Consider the following 22,044-nt stretch of genomic DNA (forward strand, 5'->3'; position numbering starts at 1 on the left):
AATAATACTATAATTGAAATAAGCATATATTAAAGATACATAAATGATTATCAGAAGGAGGCTTAATTATGTTAGTTAATTGGTTTTCTAATTTAACTCCAGTAATGCAGGCTTTTTGTGCAACTCTTTTTACCTGGTTTGTAACTGCCTTAGGATCTGCCTTAGTATTTATTTTCAAAACATTAAACAGAAAAATACTAAATGGAATGTTGGGATTTGCTGCTGGAGTTATGATAGCGGCAAGTTTTTGGTCACTATTAGCACCTGCCATAGAAATGGCCGAAGATGCAAATATGGTAGCATGGGTACCGGCTGTAATTGGTTTCTTATCAGGAGGAGCTTTTCTATGGCTGGTAGATAAGGTTTTACCTCACCTTCATATTGGAGCTCCTATAGAAGAAGCTGAAGGTGTAAAGACTAGTTTGCAAAGAAGTGTATTATTAGTTCTAGCAATAACTCTTCATAATATACCAGAAGGTTTAGCAGTAGGAGTAGCCTTTGGAGCTATATCTGCTGATTTGCCATCAGCATCTTTAGCAGGAGCTGTTGCCCTAGCAATAGGAATAGGAATTCAAAACTTTCCAGAAGGTGCTGCAGTTTCAATTCCGCTGAGAAGAGAAGGTTTTTCCAGGACTAAAAGCTTTATATATGGGCAGGCGTCAGGAATTGTAGAGCCAATAGCAGGCGTTATAGGCGCAATAGCTGTAGTAGCTATGAAACCTATGCTCCCCTATGCTCTATCCTTTGCTGCAGGAGCAATGATATATGTAGTAGTAGAGGAATTGATACCAGAGTCTCAGCAAGATACCACTTCAGATGTAGCTACAATTGGTGCTATGATTGGTTTTGCAGTGATGATGATGCTTGATGTAGCTTTAGGCTAGAAATAGCCTTCTTCTGTCTAAGTGTTACTCCGAAAGCAGGATATATAAATTTCGCTCCATTTTCCTTTGCCAATCTTATGATTTGTAAAATATTTTCATTACTATCTTCAATAAAGGGTAGCACAGGCATTAGTAATATCCCTGCAAAAATTCCCTTAGAAGAAAGTTTATTTATTGCTTCAAGTCTCTTAGAGGTTACATCTTTATAAGTTCTAATGCACTTCTAGTGAGCTTATATTTAGATTCAAAGGGGTTATAGGGATCTGACATTGCTCCCGTTCCAATTACCCCTTTTTTACCTTTTGATTTAAGCTCATTATTTAATATTCCAATAGCATCAGCCTTTGCACGAACGGTATCAAAATCTTTAATTTGATAACATTCGCTTCTCGAATCACAATAAATACACCGGTGACAACAATCTTTATATATGTTCATATTATAATTTACTCCAAACCAACTATCATTTTTCTTCCAGGGTGATAATATCTGTTTTGTAGGAATAAAGTCCATTGTTATCAATTCCTTTCACAATCCTTAGGCTCTAGTATTACCTTATATATTCAGTAACTAAATCAGTAAAAAGTATACCCTCTAAATGATCTATTTCATGACAAAAGCATTTTGCTAAATCTCCTGTACCTGTTAAGGTAATTTTCTCGCCATTTTCATTTAGTGCTTCCACTGTTACCTTTGCAGGCCTTTTTAACTTCCCCAAAGTGTTAGGAATACTTAAACATCCTTCTACAACCTCTTGAGTTCCCTCCTTCATAATTATCTTTGGGTTTACTAACTTTATAAGTCCCTGTCCCATGTCTATCACAACTAATCTTTTTAATATACCTACCTGAGGAGCCGCTAAGCCTCCACCATTTTCTGTATTATACATAGTATCAGCCATATCATCTAAAATTTGTCTTATTTTATCATCTACTACTTCAACTGCTCTACTCTTTTTTCTTAATATTTCATCCTCAAAAAGTCTAATTTGTCTTAATGCCATTTAAACTACACCTCTCCTTTGCTGTGCTCTTGATTTTCTTTCACTTTCTTCAAATATAAAAACTTCCTCTATGGTACTATGAAATACTTTGCAAATATCATAAGCCAACCATATAGATGGTTCAAACTTTTCTGTTTCAATAGAGTTGATTGCTTGTCTTGATACTCCTACAAGTTGGCCTAACTGTTCTTGTGTTAACCCCATAGACTCACGTAATTCTTTTAACCTATTCTTCATTATTTACCTCCATGTAATGTTTACCTTACATTATAAATATAGCAATATTTTACTCTTGTGTCAAGTTAACCTTACAATAGATATAAAATAAAGGAGAGATAAGATGTACTTACCTCTCCTACTCAATACTTATTGCATAACTAAAAAAACATTTTTTAAATTACTTTCCAGCAGCATACATTTCTGCTGCAATACAAAGATAGTAGCTAAATCCTATTTGTTGGCTTTCAAGCATATTACGATGAAAATCATCTTCTAAAAAGAATCTTGTCTGCATCGAAAAAGTCTTTGCATCTACTTCTGTACCATTATTATTTAAGAATCTAATATGCTCCTCTAGTATTTTTTGCAGCCTTTCATCACTTGGTTTCCATCCCTCTCTCAAAGCCTCTGCTACCTTTGTCATAAAATTCTGGGCTTCCTTTGCCTTTTCATTCATCTCATCAACTTCAAAGTTATTTTCTTTCATCATATCATAATCATATTTTTCCTTAAGATGCTCACCCTGCTCCTTTAAGGCCTCCTTCCACTCCTCTCTATTAAATCCTTGAAACATTGCTGATTTGTCCATAATTTCTCCTTTCCTTGTTAGAATAATCGAATCATCAAGAGTTTTTAATAAACGCTCCAGTCTCTGCTTGCGCGCAAAAAGCAGTTCCTGTTGTTTTGTTAAACAACTCAATCGACTGGGTTCATCCTCAAGTGCTGTTTTGATATCTTTCAGTGAGAAATCAAGCTCACGATAAAACAATATCTGCTGTAAACGCTCCAATTCATTTATTCCATATAGACGATAGCCAGCTTCACTAATATCACAAGGTTCTAATAGTCCTATCTTATGATAGTGATGAAGAGTTTTTACTGTAACTCCTGTTAGCTTTGCAATGTCCTTAACTGTATATAGCATAATTCCTCACCTCATTTATAATGATAATGGCTCACCTAAGGTAAGAGTCAACTACTTTTAAAATTTTTTATATACTTAAATAAAAAATGCTATCAATTTCCTTGAACTAATAGCATCTTTTTATGTATTCAGTTTTAATTAATTTTATTTCTTACTAATTTTCATTGTCCACTATTAGAAATAAATTTGTCTTCTTTATCTATATTAACCATATTAAATAGCTGAGCTGCCAAAAGCACACCAAAAAAGAATAATACCCCAGATACCGTATACATAGTTACTAGAGAGAGTTTAATCTTTAGCAATCCTGATAAACTCATGGTAACTACCATTGCACCCATAAAAAGAGGATTTAAAACCCCATTTACTCTTCCTACAAATTCTTCCTCTGTAAGTTTAAGAATTAAAGTGTTTGTTCCTATATGAATACAGGGCATGAATAATCCATTAAAAAACTGAAGCCCAAGGGTAATAGCCCAACTTCTAGATATTCCAATGCCTATAACTGATATGCTATTAACAAGCAATCCAAGGGCAAGTAGTTTTTGTGGACTAATCTTTTTTGAAAAACTTAACAGCATGCCGCCGCCTATAAGCATCGCCACACCATTGGTGGCAAGCAACCATTGTAAGTTTTCCTTTGGCAAACCTAATCTCTCCACAATAATAAAAATTCCAAGGGGCTGAATAATCCCTACTGCCAGACCAGCTGCAGCAAAAACCCCACCAAGTATAGTAAGCACTTTTCTCTCCCAAACGTAACGGAAACCATCGCTTAGTTCCCGCCAGAAATTTGACTTTAATTGTTTATCTTTCTCTTTCTCGTCAGCTGGAAGAAATGTCAATACAGCTGCAGACATTAGAAAGGCAACTGCCATTACAGCTATTGCAATATTAATACCAAATCTTTGATATACAAGTGTACCCATCATTGGACCAATAATCATGAAAATTGCCATCAATGTTTGGAACATAGCCATGCCTACTTGTAACTTTTCTACGGGTACATGAATTTTAAATAATTTCATGGAAGAGGGCTGAGAAAATTGTGATAAAATGGCTGATATAAAGGTTACGAAAAATACAGCCTGCCAAGTACCAAAAATTATTGCAAAAAGTACCACTAACACTGAAACAGCACTTAACAAATCACACCATATCATTGTACGTTTAGGTTTCCAACGATCTGCATAAGTTCCACCTATAAAAGAAAAAATAAATATTGGCGCAAATTCTGCAACAGAAATCATCGAAACCGCAAAGGGATTATTCTGTGTTTTCTCCATTACAAATAATAAAATTGCAAAATTACGAACCCATACTCCTATTTGCAGTAAAATACCTGAAATCATAATAACTTGAACAAATCTATTTTGAAAAAGACCTGCATCTGCAGATGACGAACTTTCCATCCCATCACTCCTCAAAACTAATATATAAGTTAAATATTTTCTGTTTGCAGTAGTAATTTTCGACTTTTTTATACCTTACTATTTATACAACCTCAAACTCTCTCCTTGACTGTCAATCCACATCTGTAATAATTCCTTTAAATCCTCTATTTTTTCCTTCTCTGTAGCACCTTCCTTCGCTTTTAGCTTTTCCACCACTTCAAAGGTAAAGGCATTTTCTCCATAAGTGTTCCAATCCTCTTGTAATCTTTTCAACTTAAACATTCTTGCATTTAATCTAAACTTTATTCCCTCAAAAGGCTTATATAAATTTGTACATATATCCACAAGAGAATCTCCTGTAACTGTGTTATGTACTTTAATTATTCCCATTTCTACTTCTTGCTGCTTATATTTATTAATAAGGTCTTTTCTGTCCATTTTTTCCATCATATTCTCCTTATAATTCTTATAGTATTTACTTCCATCCTTTGTTCTCTTTAAATATCCATAATCCACCAAGTATCGTCGTATAGTTGCATCATCTTCGTAAATAGTTTTAATGAGTTTTTTCACTTCTATTTCCGTATATTCTTTATTTGGCTCAAATAAAGCGGCAAACCTTGGCAATAATTCTTTTCTTTTTCCTTCTCTAGCGGGAAAAACACGAAGCTTCGGCGGTGTTAACGTTGATACTTTCCCCTCTGCCAATTCCATAACTGCAAGAAAAGCTCTTGCCTGTCTTGCTCTTTCTCTTAAAGCAAATCTCATGTTTCTCACTGTAGATTCTGTACATCCAAGTTTGGCGGCAATTTCTTTGTCACTATACCTATTTGACACCATTGTCAAAAACTCTTTTTGAATTTCAGTCAACCCAGTATACTTCTTATCTAGTAAGAGCAGCCTTTCAATAGGAGTTCCATGCTTTATGATATGAGCATTGGCATCATTATCACTTTCACTAATTTTCTCACCACATATTAAACAAACGAATTGTGCTTCCCTTATATTCCAAAGATACCCCCTTTTAAAATCATCTATAGTTGCATTACGAATTATATCCTCCATTTTTATCTCCCATCTATTAATTTTATAGATATAATAACATTATCATTTGTTTATGTCAATCCGGTAAGCGCTGAATACATAAACATAATCTTCAAAATACTACGTAAAAACACCACGAATTCAATTTTGAATAACGTGGTGTTTCCGATAAATTACTTTTTAGTTGCTCTATTAAAATTGAATGTTTCAGTCACAAATATAAATAAACATTACACCATTGCCCAACGCTCAGTCGTTCATCTTAAGACCACGTATACATTGAGCTAGCCCTATTATCAAAACAGTTACTTCACCATATCCGCCCATACTGCTTTTTTCACTTATAATGAAAGAGCATCCAATTAAAATTATTGCAATTCCTAACAAAATATGCTTAACTCCATTCAAAAGTTTTCCCTCCAGTAATTATAGAATGATCTTTTGATTACTCTATTGCACTTGCAACACATTCTTCATAACCTCGTACCATTTACTAGTAATTATACCACATTGTTAAATCTAATACATTAAAAGTAATCTAGTGAACAGAAGCATAGTTTATAATTAATTACAACATTATTTCAGTGCATATTAAGAAAATTGTGTACTACATTATGTTTGGAATATATTTTTAATATCTTCTAGGCCCTGGTAAACTTCTTTTCTTGAAAAATTTCCTTTTTCTAATTCTTCATCACTCTTTTCAAGTAACAGGTTATAAAAATTGATTGCAACCTGATAAATTTCCTGTGAATTATTTTTATCTATCGCTTCAAAAAGTATATTCTCTGCCTTATTATATTCTCCGTCAGTGATAAGGCGCTTCAAAATAATATGAAGAATATCACCAGAATTAATACTATTTAGACTTATCTGTATATTACTTTCTTCCTTTTTATTAAGAACCGTTTTTCCTATATTTTTAGCAAGTTCATTAATTAATTTTTCAATATTCATATATTTCACCTTCTTTAAAATCATAATAAATTACTATTTTAACTTAATTAGTGTTAATTATACCATGCTTACACAGTCTTATATGATTATTTTTACAACAAAAGTAAAATCTTTTACCTTCTTAATACTGTATTGTTAAATTTTTAATGATTTTATCGGATTTTTATTATAGTAGATAACTACCCTAGCCTTACGATAGTTATGCAAAATAAGAACATTCCGGCGTAAAGTATTAATCCTCATATGAACTATTGTCACAAAAATTTAAGAGCAAATCCAGAACCAATTAAGGTTTTAGATTTGCTCTTTGGTTTAAAACATTTGATTTTAGTTGCAAAGTTTTTGTTGGAACTTGCAGCTTCATAATATTATAATAAAAATATTTACATAGGAATCTCTAAATTAAAAGTTATAACTTCATCTTTATACTCCGCAGTTAGTTTTCCATGATGAAGCTCTGCTATTGTTTTGCTAATAGCTAATCCTAAACCGGAACTATTTTCATTCTCTGAGCGCGATTTATCTACCATATAAAATCTTTCAAACAAGTTATTTACATCTTCTTCTTCAAGATCAGTACAACTGTTACTTATAGACACAACAACTCTTTTCTCTTCTTTAATAAGCTTCAAATTTACATTAGAAGGCTTTATACTATATTTAATAGCATTTGTAAAAAGATTATCAAAAATCCTAGCAAGCTTGTCTGGATCTCCATTAATTATAATGGATTCACTAATTAGATCTTCCTTGAGTTTAAGATTATTGCTTTCAAATAAGATTATATATTCATCTATAAGCTGTTCAATTAGTTCATTTATGCTAAAGCTGTCCATATTTAGGTTTATACTTCCTGAGGATAATTTTGTATACATAAAAAGGTCATTAGTTAGTTTTTTTAGTACCTCTGCTTTATTTGAAATTATGTCTACATATTTCAGTAATTCATCTTCAGTTTTATAACCTCTTTCCTTTATAATTTCGATGTAGCCTATAATATTTGTAAGAGGAGTTCTCAAATCATGTGCTGCATTAGTTATTAAATCTTGTTTAGATTTTTCTATGTTCTTTTCATTTTTTATTTTTTCTTCTAATTCTTCTGCCATATTATTAATATTAGATGCTATCAGTTGAAGTTCATCATTTCCTTTTTCTATTATTCTATACTTCAAGTTTCCTTCAGATATTTCATTTAAACCACTGCAGATTTTTTTTATATATTTTAATTTTGGTCTAGTTAGAAAAGCTACAATAATTGTAAAAATAGTCATCGCCAGTAAAAATCCTAAATCTCCTTGATGTTTGCGAATAAGATCATATGAATTCATTGGATTTGTACTTCCTTTTACTAGTACATTAAAAATTTCATCATTAACTTTTAGTGCTGAAATTTTTGAGTAATCAACTCCTTTTTCATTGCCATCATATCTTATTTCATCTTGGAGAGCAATTTGTTTATCTATAAATGGTTGTAAATCTATAAATTTTTCACTACTGTTTGTTCCATGATATAAAACAATACCTTTACTATTTACTATATATATTTTAAGATTATTTTTCTTATATGTTTCTTCATAATTTTCTATAAGCTTATTTATTTTATTACTATCAAGTGATATTTTTTTGAAATCTTTAATAAAGTTAATATTTGTATAACTAAGATTGTATGTGTAATTTACAGTATCGTGCATAAGCGATCTTATTATAGTTGTGGAAGTAATCATTGATATAAATGCACATACAAAAAACATAATTACCATTTTAAATCTCAATCCAAATCTAATTTTCAATTTTATAGCCAACCCCCCATACAGTTTTTATATAATTATATTCTTTTCCAATTTTTTCTCTTATTCTTCTTATATGAACTGTAACAGTTCTATCTGAACTCACATAATCTTCTCCCCATACATTTTTATAAATAGAAGCTATACTAAAAACCTGTCCTCTATTTTGGGCAAGCAGTACTAATATTTTAAATTCATAAGGTGTTAACTTGAGATGCTTGTTCTTTAAAAGTACTTCATGGGTCGATATATTTATATGGAGTTCATCAATTTGTATTATTTCCTGTTGAACTGCATTGAAATTATTATTCAGTCGTTTATACCTTCTAAGCTGTGATTTTATCCTTGCTAAAAGTTCCAAGGGATTAAAGGGCTTTCCAACATAATCGTCTGCTCCAATAGTAAGTCCTAATATTTTGTCAGCATCGTCAATTTTAGCAGATAAAATTATTATGGGAACATTAAGCTTTTCTCTTATTTTCATACATGCTTTCATTCCATCCATTTTAGGCATCATAACATCCAATACAATTAAATCAACTTTAATATTTTCTAATATATCTAAAGCTTCTATTCCATTTGCTGCTGTATATACGTTCATATCTTGGTTAGCTAAATATATATTAATCATATCTCTTATATCTTTATCATCATCTACGACTAAAACAGTATCCTTTTCCATTTGTATCCCTCCCTACATAAAATAATTATATATCATATTTTATTAAGCCTTCCATACCACTTGAATTATGAATTTTTCCACTTCTAATACCTTCATTATTACCTCCTCCACTGATAATCATTTAGTCTTAATTCACTTGCTTATCAATTCTTACTCCCCCTTCCATAGATAATTCTAGTACTCTTTGAGTAATTGATTATCACGTTTATTATTGTAGTAAGAAAATATTACAAGTTTGCTCTAAACACTGCTAAGTTTTTATTAAAAATTATTAAGGTTTTGTTAAGGTACTTATATTGATATAAAATGAAGAAGCTAAGGCAGGAAAATAATCAGTTAGAGATAGATATAGAAAATAAAATATTAAGTAAAGAACTAAAATAAATTCTTGAAAAAAACAAAGGTGGATGACTTCAATCATTATTAAAATATAAATTGGTGATTTCCCATTTTCGATGTTTAGCATAACTCAACTCCATCAAAATTAGTTTGAATTAATTTACCAATACCTAACTGTTATGGTTTGACAATAAGTAGACATAATATTTGCTACACGACATAAAAACACTGTAAAATTTAACTTTGAATAATACAGTGTTAACGTAAATTATTTGCTTTTTCAATTGTTATATTTAGCTGAAAAATTACAACCGTTACAAATCCATTCTTAGCCTAACCATATCAACACATTCAATTTCATTTTCAATAATTTTTTCCTTATAATGTATTTTAAAAAAGTCTCTATCTACACCAACCATACGAAATCCACATTTTTGATAAAGTGCTAACTGACTTATACTGGAGTTTCCTGTTCCCACTTCTAAAATTTTTGTATTGTTCTTTCTTGCTATATCTATTGCATTTAATATTAATCTCTTACCAATACCTTTTCCTTGGTACACTTCTTTAACTGCAATATTTACAAGTTCCAAAGTTAAAGGTCTTGTCCTAACCAGCAAAAAAGCTCCAACTATATTGTCGTTAATATATGCAACATAACAATCTCCTCTATATATAATCATTAATTACTTCGATAGATGGATCGGCCAAAAGGAGTAAATCATATGGAATTTCCTTTTTGTTATCCAACTTTCTTATTTCGATTTCATCCATAATTATTCCTCCAAATTTCTTAATACTTTACAGCTGCAATTTAGTTAACATGAAAATTATACCATAAAGCCTATATATTTTTATTGCTAGGGCTTAAAATAAAAGTTTAATTCAAGACAAAAAGAGTGCAAAATGTATTGTTATCAATACCTATTTTGCACTCAATAGTTATTATATTTTCCACCTCTAAAACAAATTGCCTCCTAGTCTCCAAATGCTGACATCATAGCCTTTTTCCGTTATAACCTTCATCCAAGAGTCTAAGGTGACTTTATCTCCATACCATACTTCATGTTTCATATTGTTTTCATCTGTATAAGTAAAAAATAGGCTTTGACTTTCCTTATGCCTCTGTGCTGTAGCCTTATACTGCTTTAGTAAACTTACAGCCTGAGCTTCTGTAACAGAAGTGGTTTTACCGTTAGCTGCCCAGTTAAAGCCTCCTGTAGCAATTGCAAATTCCTTCTTTCCTGGAACTTTACTCATACTCTCTATAGAATTCTCGATAAACTCAGCATTTGCTTTTTCTCCTGGCTCATTAAAACCACCATGTAAGTTGTAGCACATAAGCACATAGGTTGGACCTTCGGTAAAGGTAAGTTTATCAAAAGGTGTGTTAGGTTCTAATACAACCCTTACCTTTAAGCCTCTATTTTGAGCTTTTTCATATAGTTCATTTATAAAGGATATATAGTTATTCCATAGCCCCATGTCTTTTTTTATTTGTTCATAATCAATTTCTATACCGTCAAAACCATGTTTTACTGCTAGATTTATAATTCCCTCAATATGACTGCTTCTGGAATCAGGAGTATCTAATAAAGCTTTTAATAAACTTGTATCCTTTAGTGAGTAGCTGCCGTCAATTTTTACTTTATCATTGACAATTGTAATATACTTATTGTATTTATCATTCTTTGTCTTATTATAATAATTAGTTAAATCTTCCGGCATGGCTAATTTATTATTAGAATCAAAGTTAGCTGCAAAATAAGAAATATTTTTTAACCTCTTATCTAGAGCTTTAATTTCCTTATCGGAGTTTAAATCCCAGTACACCACCCAGGCGGATAGGTTCTTTATATCCTCACCAAAGCTTTTCTTCTCACTTCTCTCTAAATTAGACTCCCTTGAGTTGGCTGTTATATACATAACTGGTGTTAACAATAGAGCCAACACCACTAATCCAATAAAAAACAATCTTTTTCTCATATTTATACTCCTTAGTTATCTTACAAAATATATGAATAAATTTGCAAAAATCTTGTGTTTTTCTATAAATTCTTGATAAACCAATTCACAAGCTTATTAAAGAAATTTTTAATATTATAATTTACAGCTTCCATACCTTTTAGGGATGAATCATATAAAATCTCATCCTTCATGTCAGTAACTTTAAAACCTTTAAATACCCCGTCATAAACATCATCTGCAATGTTTCTTTGGCTGTATCCATAATCTCCCCAGGCGGACTCAAGGAAAACACTTCCTTTTTTTTCGTTGGTTACCTTCAGGTTTTCTAATATGATTTTATTATCTATAGCTAAGGTCAATTTATCTTGTACTAAAGTTATATCAACTTTTCTGTTTCCTAGGTCTTTTATGTCAAATTCCTTATTCTTATCCCCTAAGGATAAAGAGTAAAGCAGCTTTTTATTTCCCTTTAAATTTTCAACTACATTAAGGGTATTGTTAATGAGCTGAACATATATACTGTCACTTCTGTCCTTATTGGCTCTTAAATATACAGCCTGAGAACCTATAACATTACCCTTCAGCATTGTTGATGCCTTGATATCCTTATAACCCTCACTATTTTGCAACTTAATAATTCCCTTTTCCTTCGGCAGGGAGGTTAATATAATTTTATCATCTAAAAACTCTGCTTGTCCTTTTATTTCTTGGAAATCCTTAGCCTTTTCTTCATCACCTACAATAAATTTTACATTTTTTTTAGTATCGTCCCAAATCCTCATTAGTAAATGGTTAGTGCTCCAATAGGCTTGGGGCTGGACTCTGGTTAAATCATAGATGGAACTGTCTGGTAAGTTTAGCGAATAGCCCTCTCTGTTAAAGTTCATATGAAACAACTTTTTAATCCACTGCCCGTTTATATCACTGGTTTTATCATTTGTACCAAACTTTCCTGTATTGGAATGCATAATTGCATATAAACCAGGCACCTCACCGACCTCTCTTTTATATATATTAGCTATGCTCTTATAATCATTGTCCATACGATTTTTCATCTCTTCGTAGTTTTCTAAGGGAATTCCATTTTCATCTCTAATGTAATCCATAAGATAATGATTATAGTCTCTATTGATTTTAGATATTGTCTTTGAGAATTGAACAGAGTCTAAATTTCCTAAGTAATTTGAGTTTTTATCAAAAACATTTATATATTCTAATCTATACCCATTAGTACCTAATTCCCAGTAAGAGCTGTTCTTTAATTTTAATAAATCCTCAGGCATTAAAAACTTAGGATCTTTTTTTTCAAATTTATCTGCATAAGTCATCATTGAAGCTTTATAATTATACTGCTCTAAAATTTTTCCAGAAAATATTGCAGTATCCCTTCTTCCATCCTCAAAAAATAAAAACAAGGATTTTTCTGGCAATGGCTTTCCTTTTTTATAATAATCCAATATATCCTGCTGAGTTATGGTTACATATCCGTTATCCTTTAAGGCTTTTACCTGTTTTTCTAAGGCTTCAGTACTTATCAGCGTATCATCTCCAGTTCTGTCTACACCAAAATAGGATACTGCAATAAAGCCGCTATTTCTGTCTTTGGAAACAGTGTTTGTATTATAAGGCTGATATTCAGAAAAAGTGAGTACAGCCTTTACAATAAGTGCTAGTACTACAATTAAAATTATCCCTTGGAGTATACTTCTTACTAGCTTAATTCTATCTTTCCTTTCAGGAGAAAATTCCTTAGTTTTCATAGGCATTTTCCCCCTTTTTCCCTAATATATTAGATATTCTTCTCTGTTGTTTCTTTCTTTCCGCTTCTATATCACTTGGAGTCATTCTTGTTCCCCAGGTGGATTTCCAAAAGGTTACCCAAGCTATAGGCATTTGCCAAAGTAATATAGCTTCATAATAAATACAAAAGAACATCCCAAAAATCCAAGTGGTACTTCTTCTAAAGAACATCTGTGCAAAACTCATCATTAATGCCATCATCAATAATCCAACAAGGAAGGTGGTAGGAAATATCCTATGAACAATAGGTACATAAAGCAGATTATAGGTTACTATTACCGGTGCAGCAATAGGTACGAATACCCCCATGTAAAAGAATGCAGCCATAAAAGGTTCCTTCTTCCACATAAACTTTCCAGCAATAATTGATTCTCTAAGCCAGGACCTTTTCCACCTCATTTGCTGTTTAAGAAATACCTTATATTTATTAGGTACAATAGTGGCACAAATTGCAGTATCCTGATAGCTTGTTCTATAGCCCTTTAATACAAAATTAGTCATAGCCCTGTCATCACCAAAAGTCGCCTTTTGCCTTAAAAATCTTTGATTTAACCACTCCTCCATATTATCTATAACTATTTGTTTTCTGTAACAGGACAGCGGTCCTGATAGACAGGTAACTGCATCAAAATAGGCTTCTGCTGCCTTCATAATTCTAAAAGCAATATAGTATCTAACAGACTGCATTTTAGTCAAAGCATTAGTATAAGTGTTAGCCACATCCGTTCTGCCAGATACCCCTCCCATTTTAGGATCTTTAAAAGGCTGAACAAGATTTCTTATAGCAAAGGGATCTAAAAAGCTGTCGGAGTCAACAAATACCACCAAATCATGCTTTGCCTCTAAAACTCCTCTGCAAAGGGCATCTCTTTTTCCTAAGTTTTCTTCCTGAACAAAATACTTCACCCTGTTTTGAGTATCAAACCTTTCTGCTTCTTTATTAAGCCTATCTATAGTTTTCTTAATTTGTTCTACAGAATTATCATTAGAGCGATCATCTACAACTATGACCTCCAATTTATCAACAGGATAGTCTTGGTTGATGCAGCTCAAAATTGTATTTTCTATCCATTCCTCCTCATTAAAGCAGGGAATGATAATAGTAACGCCGGGAGTATAATTTACATCCATTGGCAGAGGCTTGTACAAAACACCAAATAGATATCTACTTAATAAAAATACCGCTGCAATAATACTATATAAATACATCCATTTATTAAATTTAAAATATATAATACTTTCTGCACGCATTAGTATGATGAAAGCACTAATAAATAATAATAGTAGACTGGAACCTACCAATATATATCTGTCTTTTTTCCTATTAGAGTACTGGGATAGACTCTCAATAAACTCCATACCACATAGTATCTTTCCCTCTGGAGTAACAGAATTACGAACCTTTTTACTGCTTATGTTAACCTTCATTTCATAGCCCTCTGGCATAGCTCCCGGTAACACCTCAAATTTAAGTTTGACACTATCAGCTTTACTAATTATATTTAGTTGTTCTTCATCCTTTAATTCTAATAAAATTCCTGTAGTAGAAACATCTAAGGATCTAACGGTGAAGCTGCTTCTGACTTTGCCACTTCTACATACTACTTTAACTTCTGTTTGCATTACATATCTTATTCCAGCCTTTTTACTCTTTATAAAGAAGTTAGGATCATCCTCATAATCCTCTAATACTTTTTTTCCTCTTCTGTCAATAGTAGTTCTTATACCTTCCTTATCAGGAACCTCTGATAACAGTCTTCTATCTTTACGAGGCTTTAAAAGAATATCCTGTTCTTCATCCTTCTGTTTTTTTACTATCTTTTGTTTAAGACTCATATCCCAACTCCTACTTACCTTTCTAAATAATCACTGAGCTTTGCAATTTTATATTTTTCTCCATATAAGCCTTTTTCATTATTAGTTAAGAATAAATCTAAAGCTTCTGCAGTATAATAGCTTTGGTCATTCATATGCATTACCACTATATTTCCCTTATTTTTAATTAATCCCTTTTCTATATAGTTAACAATGTCCTGTGCCGAAGTTCTTTCGTAATCATGAGTTGTAATATTTCCACTAACAGAGTATTTATAGCCGCTTTCAAATACTGCTGCTAATCCTTCTTTTGTTGAAAGCAAAGTAGGTGGTCTAAAATATGGTCTTAATGAATCTAAATCTCCTACTACCTTACCCATAACCTCATAGGATTTAACTAAAGACTTCTCAAGCTCCTGCTTATCAGCCTCTAACAGTTCATGGTTATAGTTATGACTTCCAATATCATTGCCATTTAAGGCAATTGTCCTAAGAAGATTTGGATTAGCATTTGATATATTATTGTTAGCATCTGTATACTTTGGTATTACAAAGAAGCTCCCCTTTACCTTATGTTTATTTAGTACATCTAATATTCCATCTATTGCTGGATCTCCCCCCCAGTCATCAAAGGTGAAGAATATAACACTTTCTCCCTTTGTATCAATAGTTCCGCTTTTATCAATGATTATGTTGTCTTCTTTATCAAAATCTATATATTGATTGCCTATATAGTTAGTTTTCATCATAGACAACGCTTCTTCATAGCTTCTTTTCTTTAAAGGCTCAAAGTTTCCTCTAACAGCATATCTGCCAAATTGTGATGAACTCTCTATAGTATTTTGTAAATTACTTAAGGCTACTATGGAATAACCTAATGGTTTTTGAGCTCTCTCATAGGATTTTGATTTTTCATCAAACCTGTTTATATAACCTTTTTCAACATAATTTTCAGTTACTAGCTTTACCACCTCTGCAACTATATCATCAGTTTCAAATAAATTGGAGTCTAACCTAAAGTACACTATTTCCCCCTTTTGAAGGGATGGATAATGCTCTATATTGAAATAATTTTCTACAATATCTTTCGCGCTTATTCCTTTATATTTGTTAACAATAGGTGCCTTTGAGTAAGTAAACAATTCATAATTCTTAAGAGAAGGAATATTAGTTACTGCTGATAAAGCCTCTTGAATTTGAGAATTTATATATCCATAGCCAGCCATGTAAGCCTTTGTAGCTATTCCCTTTTCCTTTAGCAGCTTATCCACTTCATATATTTCTCTACAGATTTCTTCCGTTGACTTACTTAGCAAAGCTACACTAGTTGTTATTCCGCCGTTACCAATTTCATGCCCTTTACTTAGGATTTTGTCTATCCTATCCGGATATTTTAATATTTCATCCTTTGTTACGAAAAAGGTTCCCTTAGCATTAACCTTGTCCAGTGCTAATAATACCTCTTCTAGGCTACCTTCATTACTTAATCCTCTAAAGGTATAAGCTAAAGCCTCTTGGGTGGTATAAAACTTTGAAACAACAGGAGCCTGCTTTTTATTATTTTTTTCTAATAATTCTTTAAAGTTTATGAGGTCTATATTAGTAACTTTTTCATTTTCTTCCTTGCTTTCTAATTCCTTATTCTTATCACCTAATATATTGCTATCCTTTAATAGACCCTTTCCACTTAATGCATTATTTACGTAATAATCACTGCGTAACTTATACTTGTCCTTTTCTAACTTATCCTGTTTTTCAATACCAGGTAGCTCCACTGCTTTAACAACAGTTCTATTTTGTTCACCTATTGCCTTTAGAAGCCACTGTACTGTTTGAGTTATATGAATTTCTTCTTTCTCTTTGTCTTTCCCCTGGTCTATACCAGGCTGTTTATCTACTGCAGGCTTCTCTTCTGCTGTCTTTTTTTCATATTCAGTACTATCTAAAACCCCTTCTAATTTTATTGATATAACTGTTCCTTTATCTAAATTGCTTATATAGCTGTAGGCCTCATCATAACTTTTAAAGCTTTGATAACTTAAATAATGATTGCTGCCAACAACATAGCTGTTTCCTGATGCATATGCCGCTGTTAAAATATTGTCCTGATATACTGTAGAGTTACACTTCAGTAATACAGGGTCTTTTCCTGTTATAGTTTTTAGAATCTTATTAGTTCTAGAGAAATCAGCAACTAATTGAATTGCAGGTAACTTCTCCATATTCTTACTCCAGGAAAGGGTTCCACTTCCTATATCATGCCCATGTTTTTGGATTGTTTTAACCACACTTGGATCTTCAGCAGCTTTAATTCCTGGTATAAAAAAAGTCGCCTTAATCCCCTGTTCATCCAGCATGGCAATTATTTTATTCATAGTATCTCTATCGCTAAGTCCTTCAAAGGATAAGGATACTATGTTAGATGATGAATTGATATTAGTTATAACCTCTGCTTTCTTACCACTATTTAATAAGTTTAATGCTTTTTTTATTTCTTCTGATGCATCATAATTGCTTTTTTTACTTATTACTAGTTTTCCGTTCCTAATATTTCCATCATAATTTCTATATATAAAAATACCTGCAGAACTTATTATTAATAAAGTTACAGCAATAATGACAACCTGTCTTTTCCCCATATTCACCTCATATGTAAAATTGTTTATAAATATTTCGAAAGGGATTCCCTTAATTTCACTGCAAATGTTAATTTAAAGAACAAAAGCTGAGAAAACAGGAGAATCCCTATAAAAAGTATATCATAAAATATTGATGAATAAACAAGAAAATTTGAGCTTTATAGCGAAATTTTTCACACTTTGTCATATAAAATTTCTATCCATGATTAATATAAAAGGACTGTTGCACTAAGTGCAGCAGCCTTTTTTAAAAAACATCCTGTGTACTATTTATTTTGCTTCAAATTCTTTAGCTTACCTAGTATGTCATAGTATTCCTTATCTAGTGCTAGTACGTTATCCTTCTTCGACGGCATAGAGAGTCTTCCTATAACTTCTGAAAGACGATTCTCCAATAGAAAAATCTGTTTTTCTATTTCCTCTTTATCATTGCTTAAATGTATATTTCTACTGTTAGTATATTCTTTGTAGTTTCCCTTAAATGTTTTTATCTTATAGTTTTCTATAGTCATTATACTATCTGCCACAGAATCTACAAACCTTCTATCATGGGATACAAACAATAAGGTCATACTGTATTCTTTCAGTACTTTCTCTACCACTTCAAGAGAGTTTATATCCATATAATTGGTAGGCTCATCTAATATAAGTAGGTTTATGTCCTGTACTAATATCTTTGCAAAGGATACCTTAACCCGTTCTCCTCCACTTAATGCACTTACTTTTTTATAGATATCTTCTCCTTTAATCAACAGCCTTGCCAATAAAACTCTAACGAAAGTTTCGTTATATATACTACTTTCCATTATATTTTCTATTATAGTTAGCTTTTCCTCTAAAATACTCATATCTTGACTAAAGTATCCTATCCTTGCTCCCTGAGCAACCTTTATGCAGTTATCATTATTCATTATCATTTTAATCAAGGTACTTTTTCCACATCCATTAGGACCAATCAATGCTATTTTGGATTCATTATATATGCTAAATTCTGCATTATTAAATATAATTTTTCCATTGAATGCTCTATTTATATTCCTACCCTCTATAATTATTTTACTATGGAGCCTATTTGAATCTGTTATATCTAATTTAATGTCCTCATATTTCTTAGGTTTCTCTTTAACTTCAAGATGCTCTATTCTTTTCTCAATGTTTTTTGCTGCTCTTTCGAGATTTGCCTTTGCCTTTTGATCTCCCATCTTATGAAGTCTAGCTTCGGAATTACCCATTCGTTTAGGAGCTTTTTTCATGCTCTTTACCTTTTGCTTAGTATCTGTAATCACTGCCTGAAGTCGCTTCTTCTCTTTTATATATTCCTCATATTCAAATTCAGCTCTTTCTCTCTCTTTAGTTTTTTGAGTAACATAATTACTATAACTACCATTATATATTTTTATTTTGCCATCTTCTATTTCTAATATTTTGTTGCACAACTTATCTAAAAAGCTTCTGTCGTGAGATATAAGGATAAGAGCACCTTTGTATTCTGCAAATTTTTTTTCCATTAGTTCAATGCCCTCTATATCAACATTACTGGTAGGTTCATCTGCAAATATCAATACACTGTTACATCCTAAACCGTCAGCAAGCTTAAATCTTGTCTTTTCTCCTCCACTCATATTCTCATCCCAGGTATTTGCAACACCAAACTTTGAGGCCATTTCATCTGTAATTATTTTATTGTCTGGTTTTTCTAGTTGCGATATATATGAATATTTTCCGTATAACTTAACCCACCCTTCATCAGACTTAAGTCTTTCACTAAGTATATTAATGAAGGTGGTCTTACCTACCCCATTTGCACCTACAATACCTATTCTATCCTCAGAATAAACTTTTAAGTTATCTACATCTAATACTAGTCTATCACCAAAATATTTTTTAATATTGCTGCATTCCATTAACAACATAAAAAATCCCCTCCTTGTAACCTGGAGAGGATAGCGTCATAACTTATATAATAATCCTAATACTTCTTAAGTAAGTCTCAAACTATAAAAAATAAAACTCTAAATCAATATAGAGTGAGACCCAAATAACTAATTAAGATTAATAACAGATTATTTGAACAAACTATCACCAGTTACAAAAACACTATCCACTCGTAAAGTTAAATAAAACGCATGATAATAAAGCCCTCTTAGGCCATTATTTTAATTTTCATTTTATTAAACAAATAAAAAGTGAATTACATTCTCATTTCTGCCAATACCTTGCCCTTTCTTAAAGTTAAATTTATTAATATCAACATTATTATATAGATAACTGCTATGGATGTCAATCTTTGAACTATTGCAAAGATATAAATAAGCTATATATTTCAACTTTAAACAAGGCATCTGTAAAAACAGATGCCTTATATCAGTTATCTTCTTCTATTCTTGTTTTTAATAAATTTTTTAGTTTCTTTTATGCCTGCCATACCACCAAACATCTCATTTATTTTTTCCTTCTCAATTTGTTTGGAATTAAGCTCGCTATATTTTAACTCTCTTTGAAGCTTTTTATAATTTTCAAATCGTTCTGCGTCAAGCAACCCATTTTCTATGGCTTCTCTTACAGCACATTTAGGTTCATCTTCATGACGACAATCGGAAAATTTACACCTTTGCGCCATCTCGTCTATATCACTGAAGGATTTATTTAAGTCAGCACTTACTATTCCCAATTCCCTCATTCCTGGAGTATCTATAACAACACCGCCTTCATGAATTAAAAATAATTCTCGATGAGTGGTTGTATGTCTTCCTTTATCATCATTTCCTATACTCTTTGTCTCTAGAACTTCATCTTCTAAAAGCTTGTTTACAAGGGTAGACTTTCCTACTCCTGAGGAACCAATAAAGGCTATAGTTTTTCCTTTACCAATATACTTCTTAATAGTCAAATATCCATCTTCAGATACACTACTTGTAACTAATACATCTATACCAATGGCAGCAGACTCAACTTGAAAGACCTTGTCTTCAATATCATTACACAAATCTGATTTAGTGAGCACTATTACAGGTGTTGCACTGCTATCCCAAGCAATTGAAATATATCGCTCTAATCTACGAATATTAAAATCATTATTCAGCGACATACATATGAAGATTATATCAATATTAGCGGCAACTATTTGACTATCAACTCTAGTTCCTGCTACCTTTCTTTCAAAACAACTCCTTCTTGAAAGAATGTGATGAATAATTGCATTTCCATTTTCATTAGTAGTTCTATCTACTAAAACCCAATCCCCAACTGCTGGATAATCAATAGCAGATTTTGATGTGTAATTTAATTTACCAGAAACCTCTGCAAAAATCTCTCCTTCTTCAGTAATAACCTTATAAATATTTCTATGCTGAACAGAAACTCTTCCAATATATAAGTCTTCCTCATACATTGAAGCCTCTTGAATATATCTTTCACTTAAACCTAAATCATATAAATTTATTTTTTTCAATTTTTATTCCTCCCATAGTAAACAGTAAGTCTTTTGACCTTTTGGGAGGCGCTAAATATTATTCTACATGCACCTCCCCGCTTACTACAATGCTCATTTCATAATATTTATTTGTACTTGTCACAAAACATCATTCCTTTCTACATATAATACCTAAATATTATATCATAAATTAAAGGGAGTAGCACAAAAACTCTCCCTTTAATTTTACAATATTATCTTAACCATGGTCATTAAAAACATCTATTTTTTCATTCCTGTATAGATAAGAATTGCATCTCTTAAAAAAGCTGCTGTTCCTGGTTGATCTTTATCATAGTAAGCTGTGAATCTTTCATCATCAACATACATCTGAGCAAGACCAGCGTGTGCTTCCTTACTATAATTACTCCAAGAATAAGTGAGCCACTTCTTATGCAACTCAGCTGCTTCTTGGGCTATATCACTGGCTGGATCACCAGTTTTAAAGGCTTCAGCCAAAGTAGTTATAACTTGTTCAGCTAACTTTGTAACCTCTTCATATTGCTCTTCTGTCATATTCATAAGCTTTGCATTTGATTTTTCAATTGTATCATTGCCATACTTCTTTCGGATTTCCTCTCCATATTTCTTTTCATTATCATCAACCATCTTTTTCTTAAATCCCTCGAACTTTTCTTTATTTGACATTTTAATTCTCCCTTCTGTTAAAGCTATACTTTTATCTACATTAGTTATTAATAGATCCAATTGTTCTCTTTTTTTAAGAAGTTTTTCACGATGTTCTTTAAGTGCCTTTGTTTTCTCAAAGGAAGGTGAAGTCACAATGTCTTTTATATCTTCTAAACTTACACCTAGTTCTCTATAGAACAGTATTTGCTGAAGTCTATCAACTTCCTCTTGCCCATAAATTCGATATCCAGATGAATTAATTCTTGCCGGCTTAAGAATATCTATTTCATCATAATATCTTAATGTTCTAGTGCTAACACCTGCCAGGTTAGCTAGCTTTTGTACTGTATATTCCATGGGCTCACCTCCTTACAACACTAATTTACACCTTTACGCAGCGTTAATGTCAATAACTTTATTAAATATTTTCTAATCAAATTTTAATCTTTTACTAATTTTACTCTAATAATTATCTTCTATTATATA

Annotated in this window: 18 protein-coding genes and 1 pseudogene; 1 reads left to right on the top strand and 18 read right to left on the bottom strand. The window is 31.7% G+C overall.

Going from position 1 to position 22,044, the window contains the following annotated elements; genetic code table 11:
• Positions 1–68: 68 nt before the first annotated feature.
• Entirely contained in the window at positions 69–884 is an 816-nt protein-coding gene (locus P8V03_RS04800; RefSeq protein WP_318796977.1) for a ZIP family metal transporter, read from the top strand.
• Positions 885–891: 7 nt separating this feature from the next.
• Here P8V03_RS04800 and P8V03_RS04805 read toward each other — a convergent pair.
• From P8V03_RS04805 to P8V03_RS04890, 18 genes and pseudogenes are all read right to left on the bottom strand, one after another.
• Positions 892–1,397, bottom strand: a pseudogene (locus P8V03_RS04805) (SPL family radical SAM protein); the annotation flags it as partial.
• 37 nt (positions 1,398–1,434) lie between these two features.
• Positions 1,435–1,887, bottom strand: a complete 453-nt coding sequence (gene def, locus P8V03_RS04810; RefSeq protein ID WP_318796979.1) for a peptide deformylase — start codon at positions 1,885–1,887, stop codon at positions 1,435–1,437.
• Complete coding sequence (locus tag P8V03_RS04815; RefSeq protein ID WP_261673202.1) at positions 1,888–2,124, bottom strand: helix-turn-helix transcriptional regulator; 237 nt, start codon at positions 2,122–2,124, stop codon at positions 1,888–1,890.
• Between the two features lie 160 nt (positions 2,125–2,284).
• Positions 2,285–3,031, bottom strand: coding sequence for a MerR family transcriptional regulator (locus P8V03_RS04820; RefSeq protein WP_318796980.1), 747 nt, complete (start codon positions 3,029–3,031; stop codon positions 2,285–2,287).
• A 161-nt stretch (positions 3,032–3,192) separates the two neighbouring features.
• On the bottom strand, positions 3,193–4,443 hold the full coding sequence (locus P8V03_RS04825) for an MFS transporter (RefSeq protein ID WP_318796981.1): 1,251 nt from the start codon (positions 4,441–4,443) through the stop codon (positions 3,193–3,195).
• Between the two features lie 78 nt (positions 4,444–4,521).
• Positions 4,522–5,490, bottom strand: coding sequence for a DUF2087 domain-containing protein (locus P8V03_RS04830; RefSeq protein WP_318796982.1), 969 nt, complete (start codon positions 5,488–5,490; stop codon positions 4,522–4,524).
• A 228-nt stretch (positions 5,491–5,718) separates the two neighbouring features.
• Positions 5,719–5,877 (bottom strand): hypothetical protein, encoded by a 159-nt coding sequence (locus P8V03_RS04835; RefSeq protein WP_261673206.1) that lies wholly within the window; start codon positions 5,875–5,877, stop codon positions 5,719–5,721.
• Between the two features lie 204 nt (positions 5,878–6,081).
• On the bottom strand, positions 6,082–6,426 hold the full coding sequence (locus P8V03_RS04840; protein ID WP_261673461.1) for a DUF6483 family protein: 345 nt from the start codon (positions 6,424–6,426) through the stop codon (positions 6,082–6,084).
• A gap of 383 nt (positions 6,427–6,809) precedes the next feature.
• Entirely contained in the window at positions 6,810–8,216 is a 1,407-nt protein-coding gene (locus P8V03_RS04845; protein ID WP_318796983.1) for a sensor histidine kinase, read from the bottom strand.
• A complete protein-coding gene (locus P8V03_RS04850) occupies positions 8,206–8,895 on the bottom strand; it encodes a response regulator transcription factor (protein WP_318796984.1) in 690 nt (229 codons plus the stop codon). Before P8V03_RS04850 ends, P8V03_RS04845 begins: the two co-directional genes overlap by 11 nt.
• A 653-nt stretch (positions 8,896–9,548) precedes the next feature.
• Positions 9,549–9,917 (bottom strand): GNAT family N-acetyltransferase, encoded by a 369-nt coding sequence (locus P8V03_RS04855; protein ID WP_318796985.1) that lies wholly within the window; start codon positions 9,915–9,917, stop codon positions 9,549–9,551.
• 277 nt (positions 9,918–10,194) lie between these two features.
• A complete protein-coding gene (locus tag P8V03_RS04860) occupies positions 10,195–11,220 on the bottom strand; it encodes a glycosyl hydrolase family 18 protein (protein ID WP_318796986.1) in 1,026 nt (341 codons plus the stop codon).
• Between the two features lie 62 nt (positions 11,221–11,282).
• Positions 11,283–12,962: a polysaccharide deacetylase family protein gene (locus P8V03_RS04865; protein ID WP_318796987.1), complete on the bottom strand. Its 1,680-nt coding sequence runs from the start codon at positions 12,960–12,962 to the stop codon at positions 11,283–11,285.
• Positions 12,952–14,838 (bottom strand): glycosyltransferase family 2 protein, encoded by a 1,887-nt coding sequence (locus tag P8V03_RS04870; protein ID WP_261673468.1) that lies wholly within the window; start codon positions 14,836–14,838, stop codon positions 12,952–12,954. The genes P8V03_RS04865 and P8V03_RS04870 overlap by 11 nt, the downstream gene beginning before the upstream one ends.
• Positions 14,839–14,852: 14 nt before the next feature.
• Positions 14,853–17,456, bottom strand: coding sequence for a polysaccharide deacetylase family protein (locus tag P8V03_RS04875; protein ID WP_318796988.1), 2,604 nt, complete (start codon positions 17,454–17,456; stop codon positions 14,853–14,855).
• A gap of 266 nt (positions 17,457–17,722) precedes the next feature.
• Positions 17,723–19,369 (bottom strand): ribosomal protection-like ABC-F family protein, encoded by a 1,647-nt coding sequence (abc-f, locus tag P8V03_RS04880; RefSeq protein ID WP_318796989.1) that lies wholly within the window; start codon positions 19,367–19,369, stop codon positions 17,723–17,725.
• 455 nt (positions 19,370–19,824) lie between these two features.
• Positions 19,825–20,907 carry a ribosome small subunit-dependent GTPase A gene (gene rsgA / locus P8V03_RS04885; protein ID WP_318796990.1) on the bottom strand — a complete coding sequence of 361 codons (1,083 nt, stop codon included), beginning with the start codon at positions 20,905–20,907 and terminating at the stop codon, positions 19,825–19,827.
• A gap of 243 nt (positions 20,908–21,150) precedes the next feature.
• Positions 21,151–21,915 (bottom strand): MerR family transcriptional regulator, encoded by a 765-nt coding sequence (locus tag P8V03_RS04890; protein WP_261673472.1) that lies wholly within the window; start codon positions 21,913–21,915, stop codon positions 21,151–21,153.
• Positions 21,916–22,044 lie beyond the last annotated feature (129 nt).

The sequence above is a fragment of the Clostridium tanneri genome (genome assembly GCF_033659955.1).
In the GTDB taxonomy this organism is placed as follows: domain Bacteria; phylum Bacillota; class Clostridia; order Clostridiales; family Clostridiaceae; genus Clostridium_AM; species Clostridium_AM tanneri.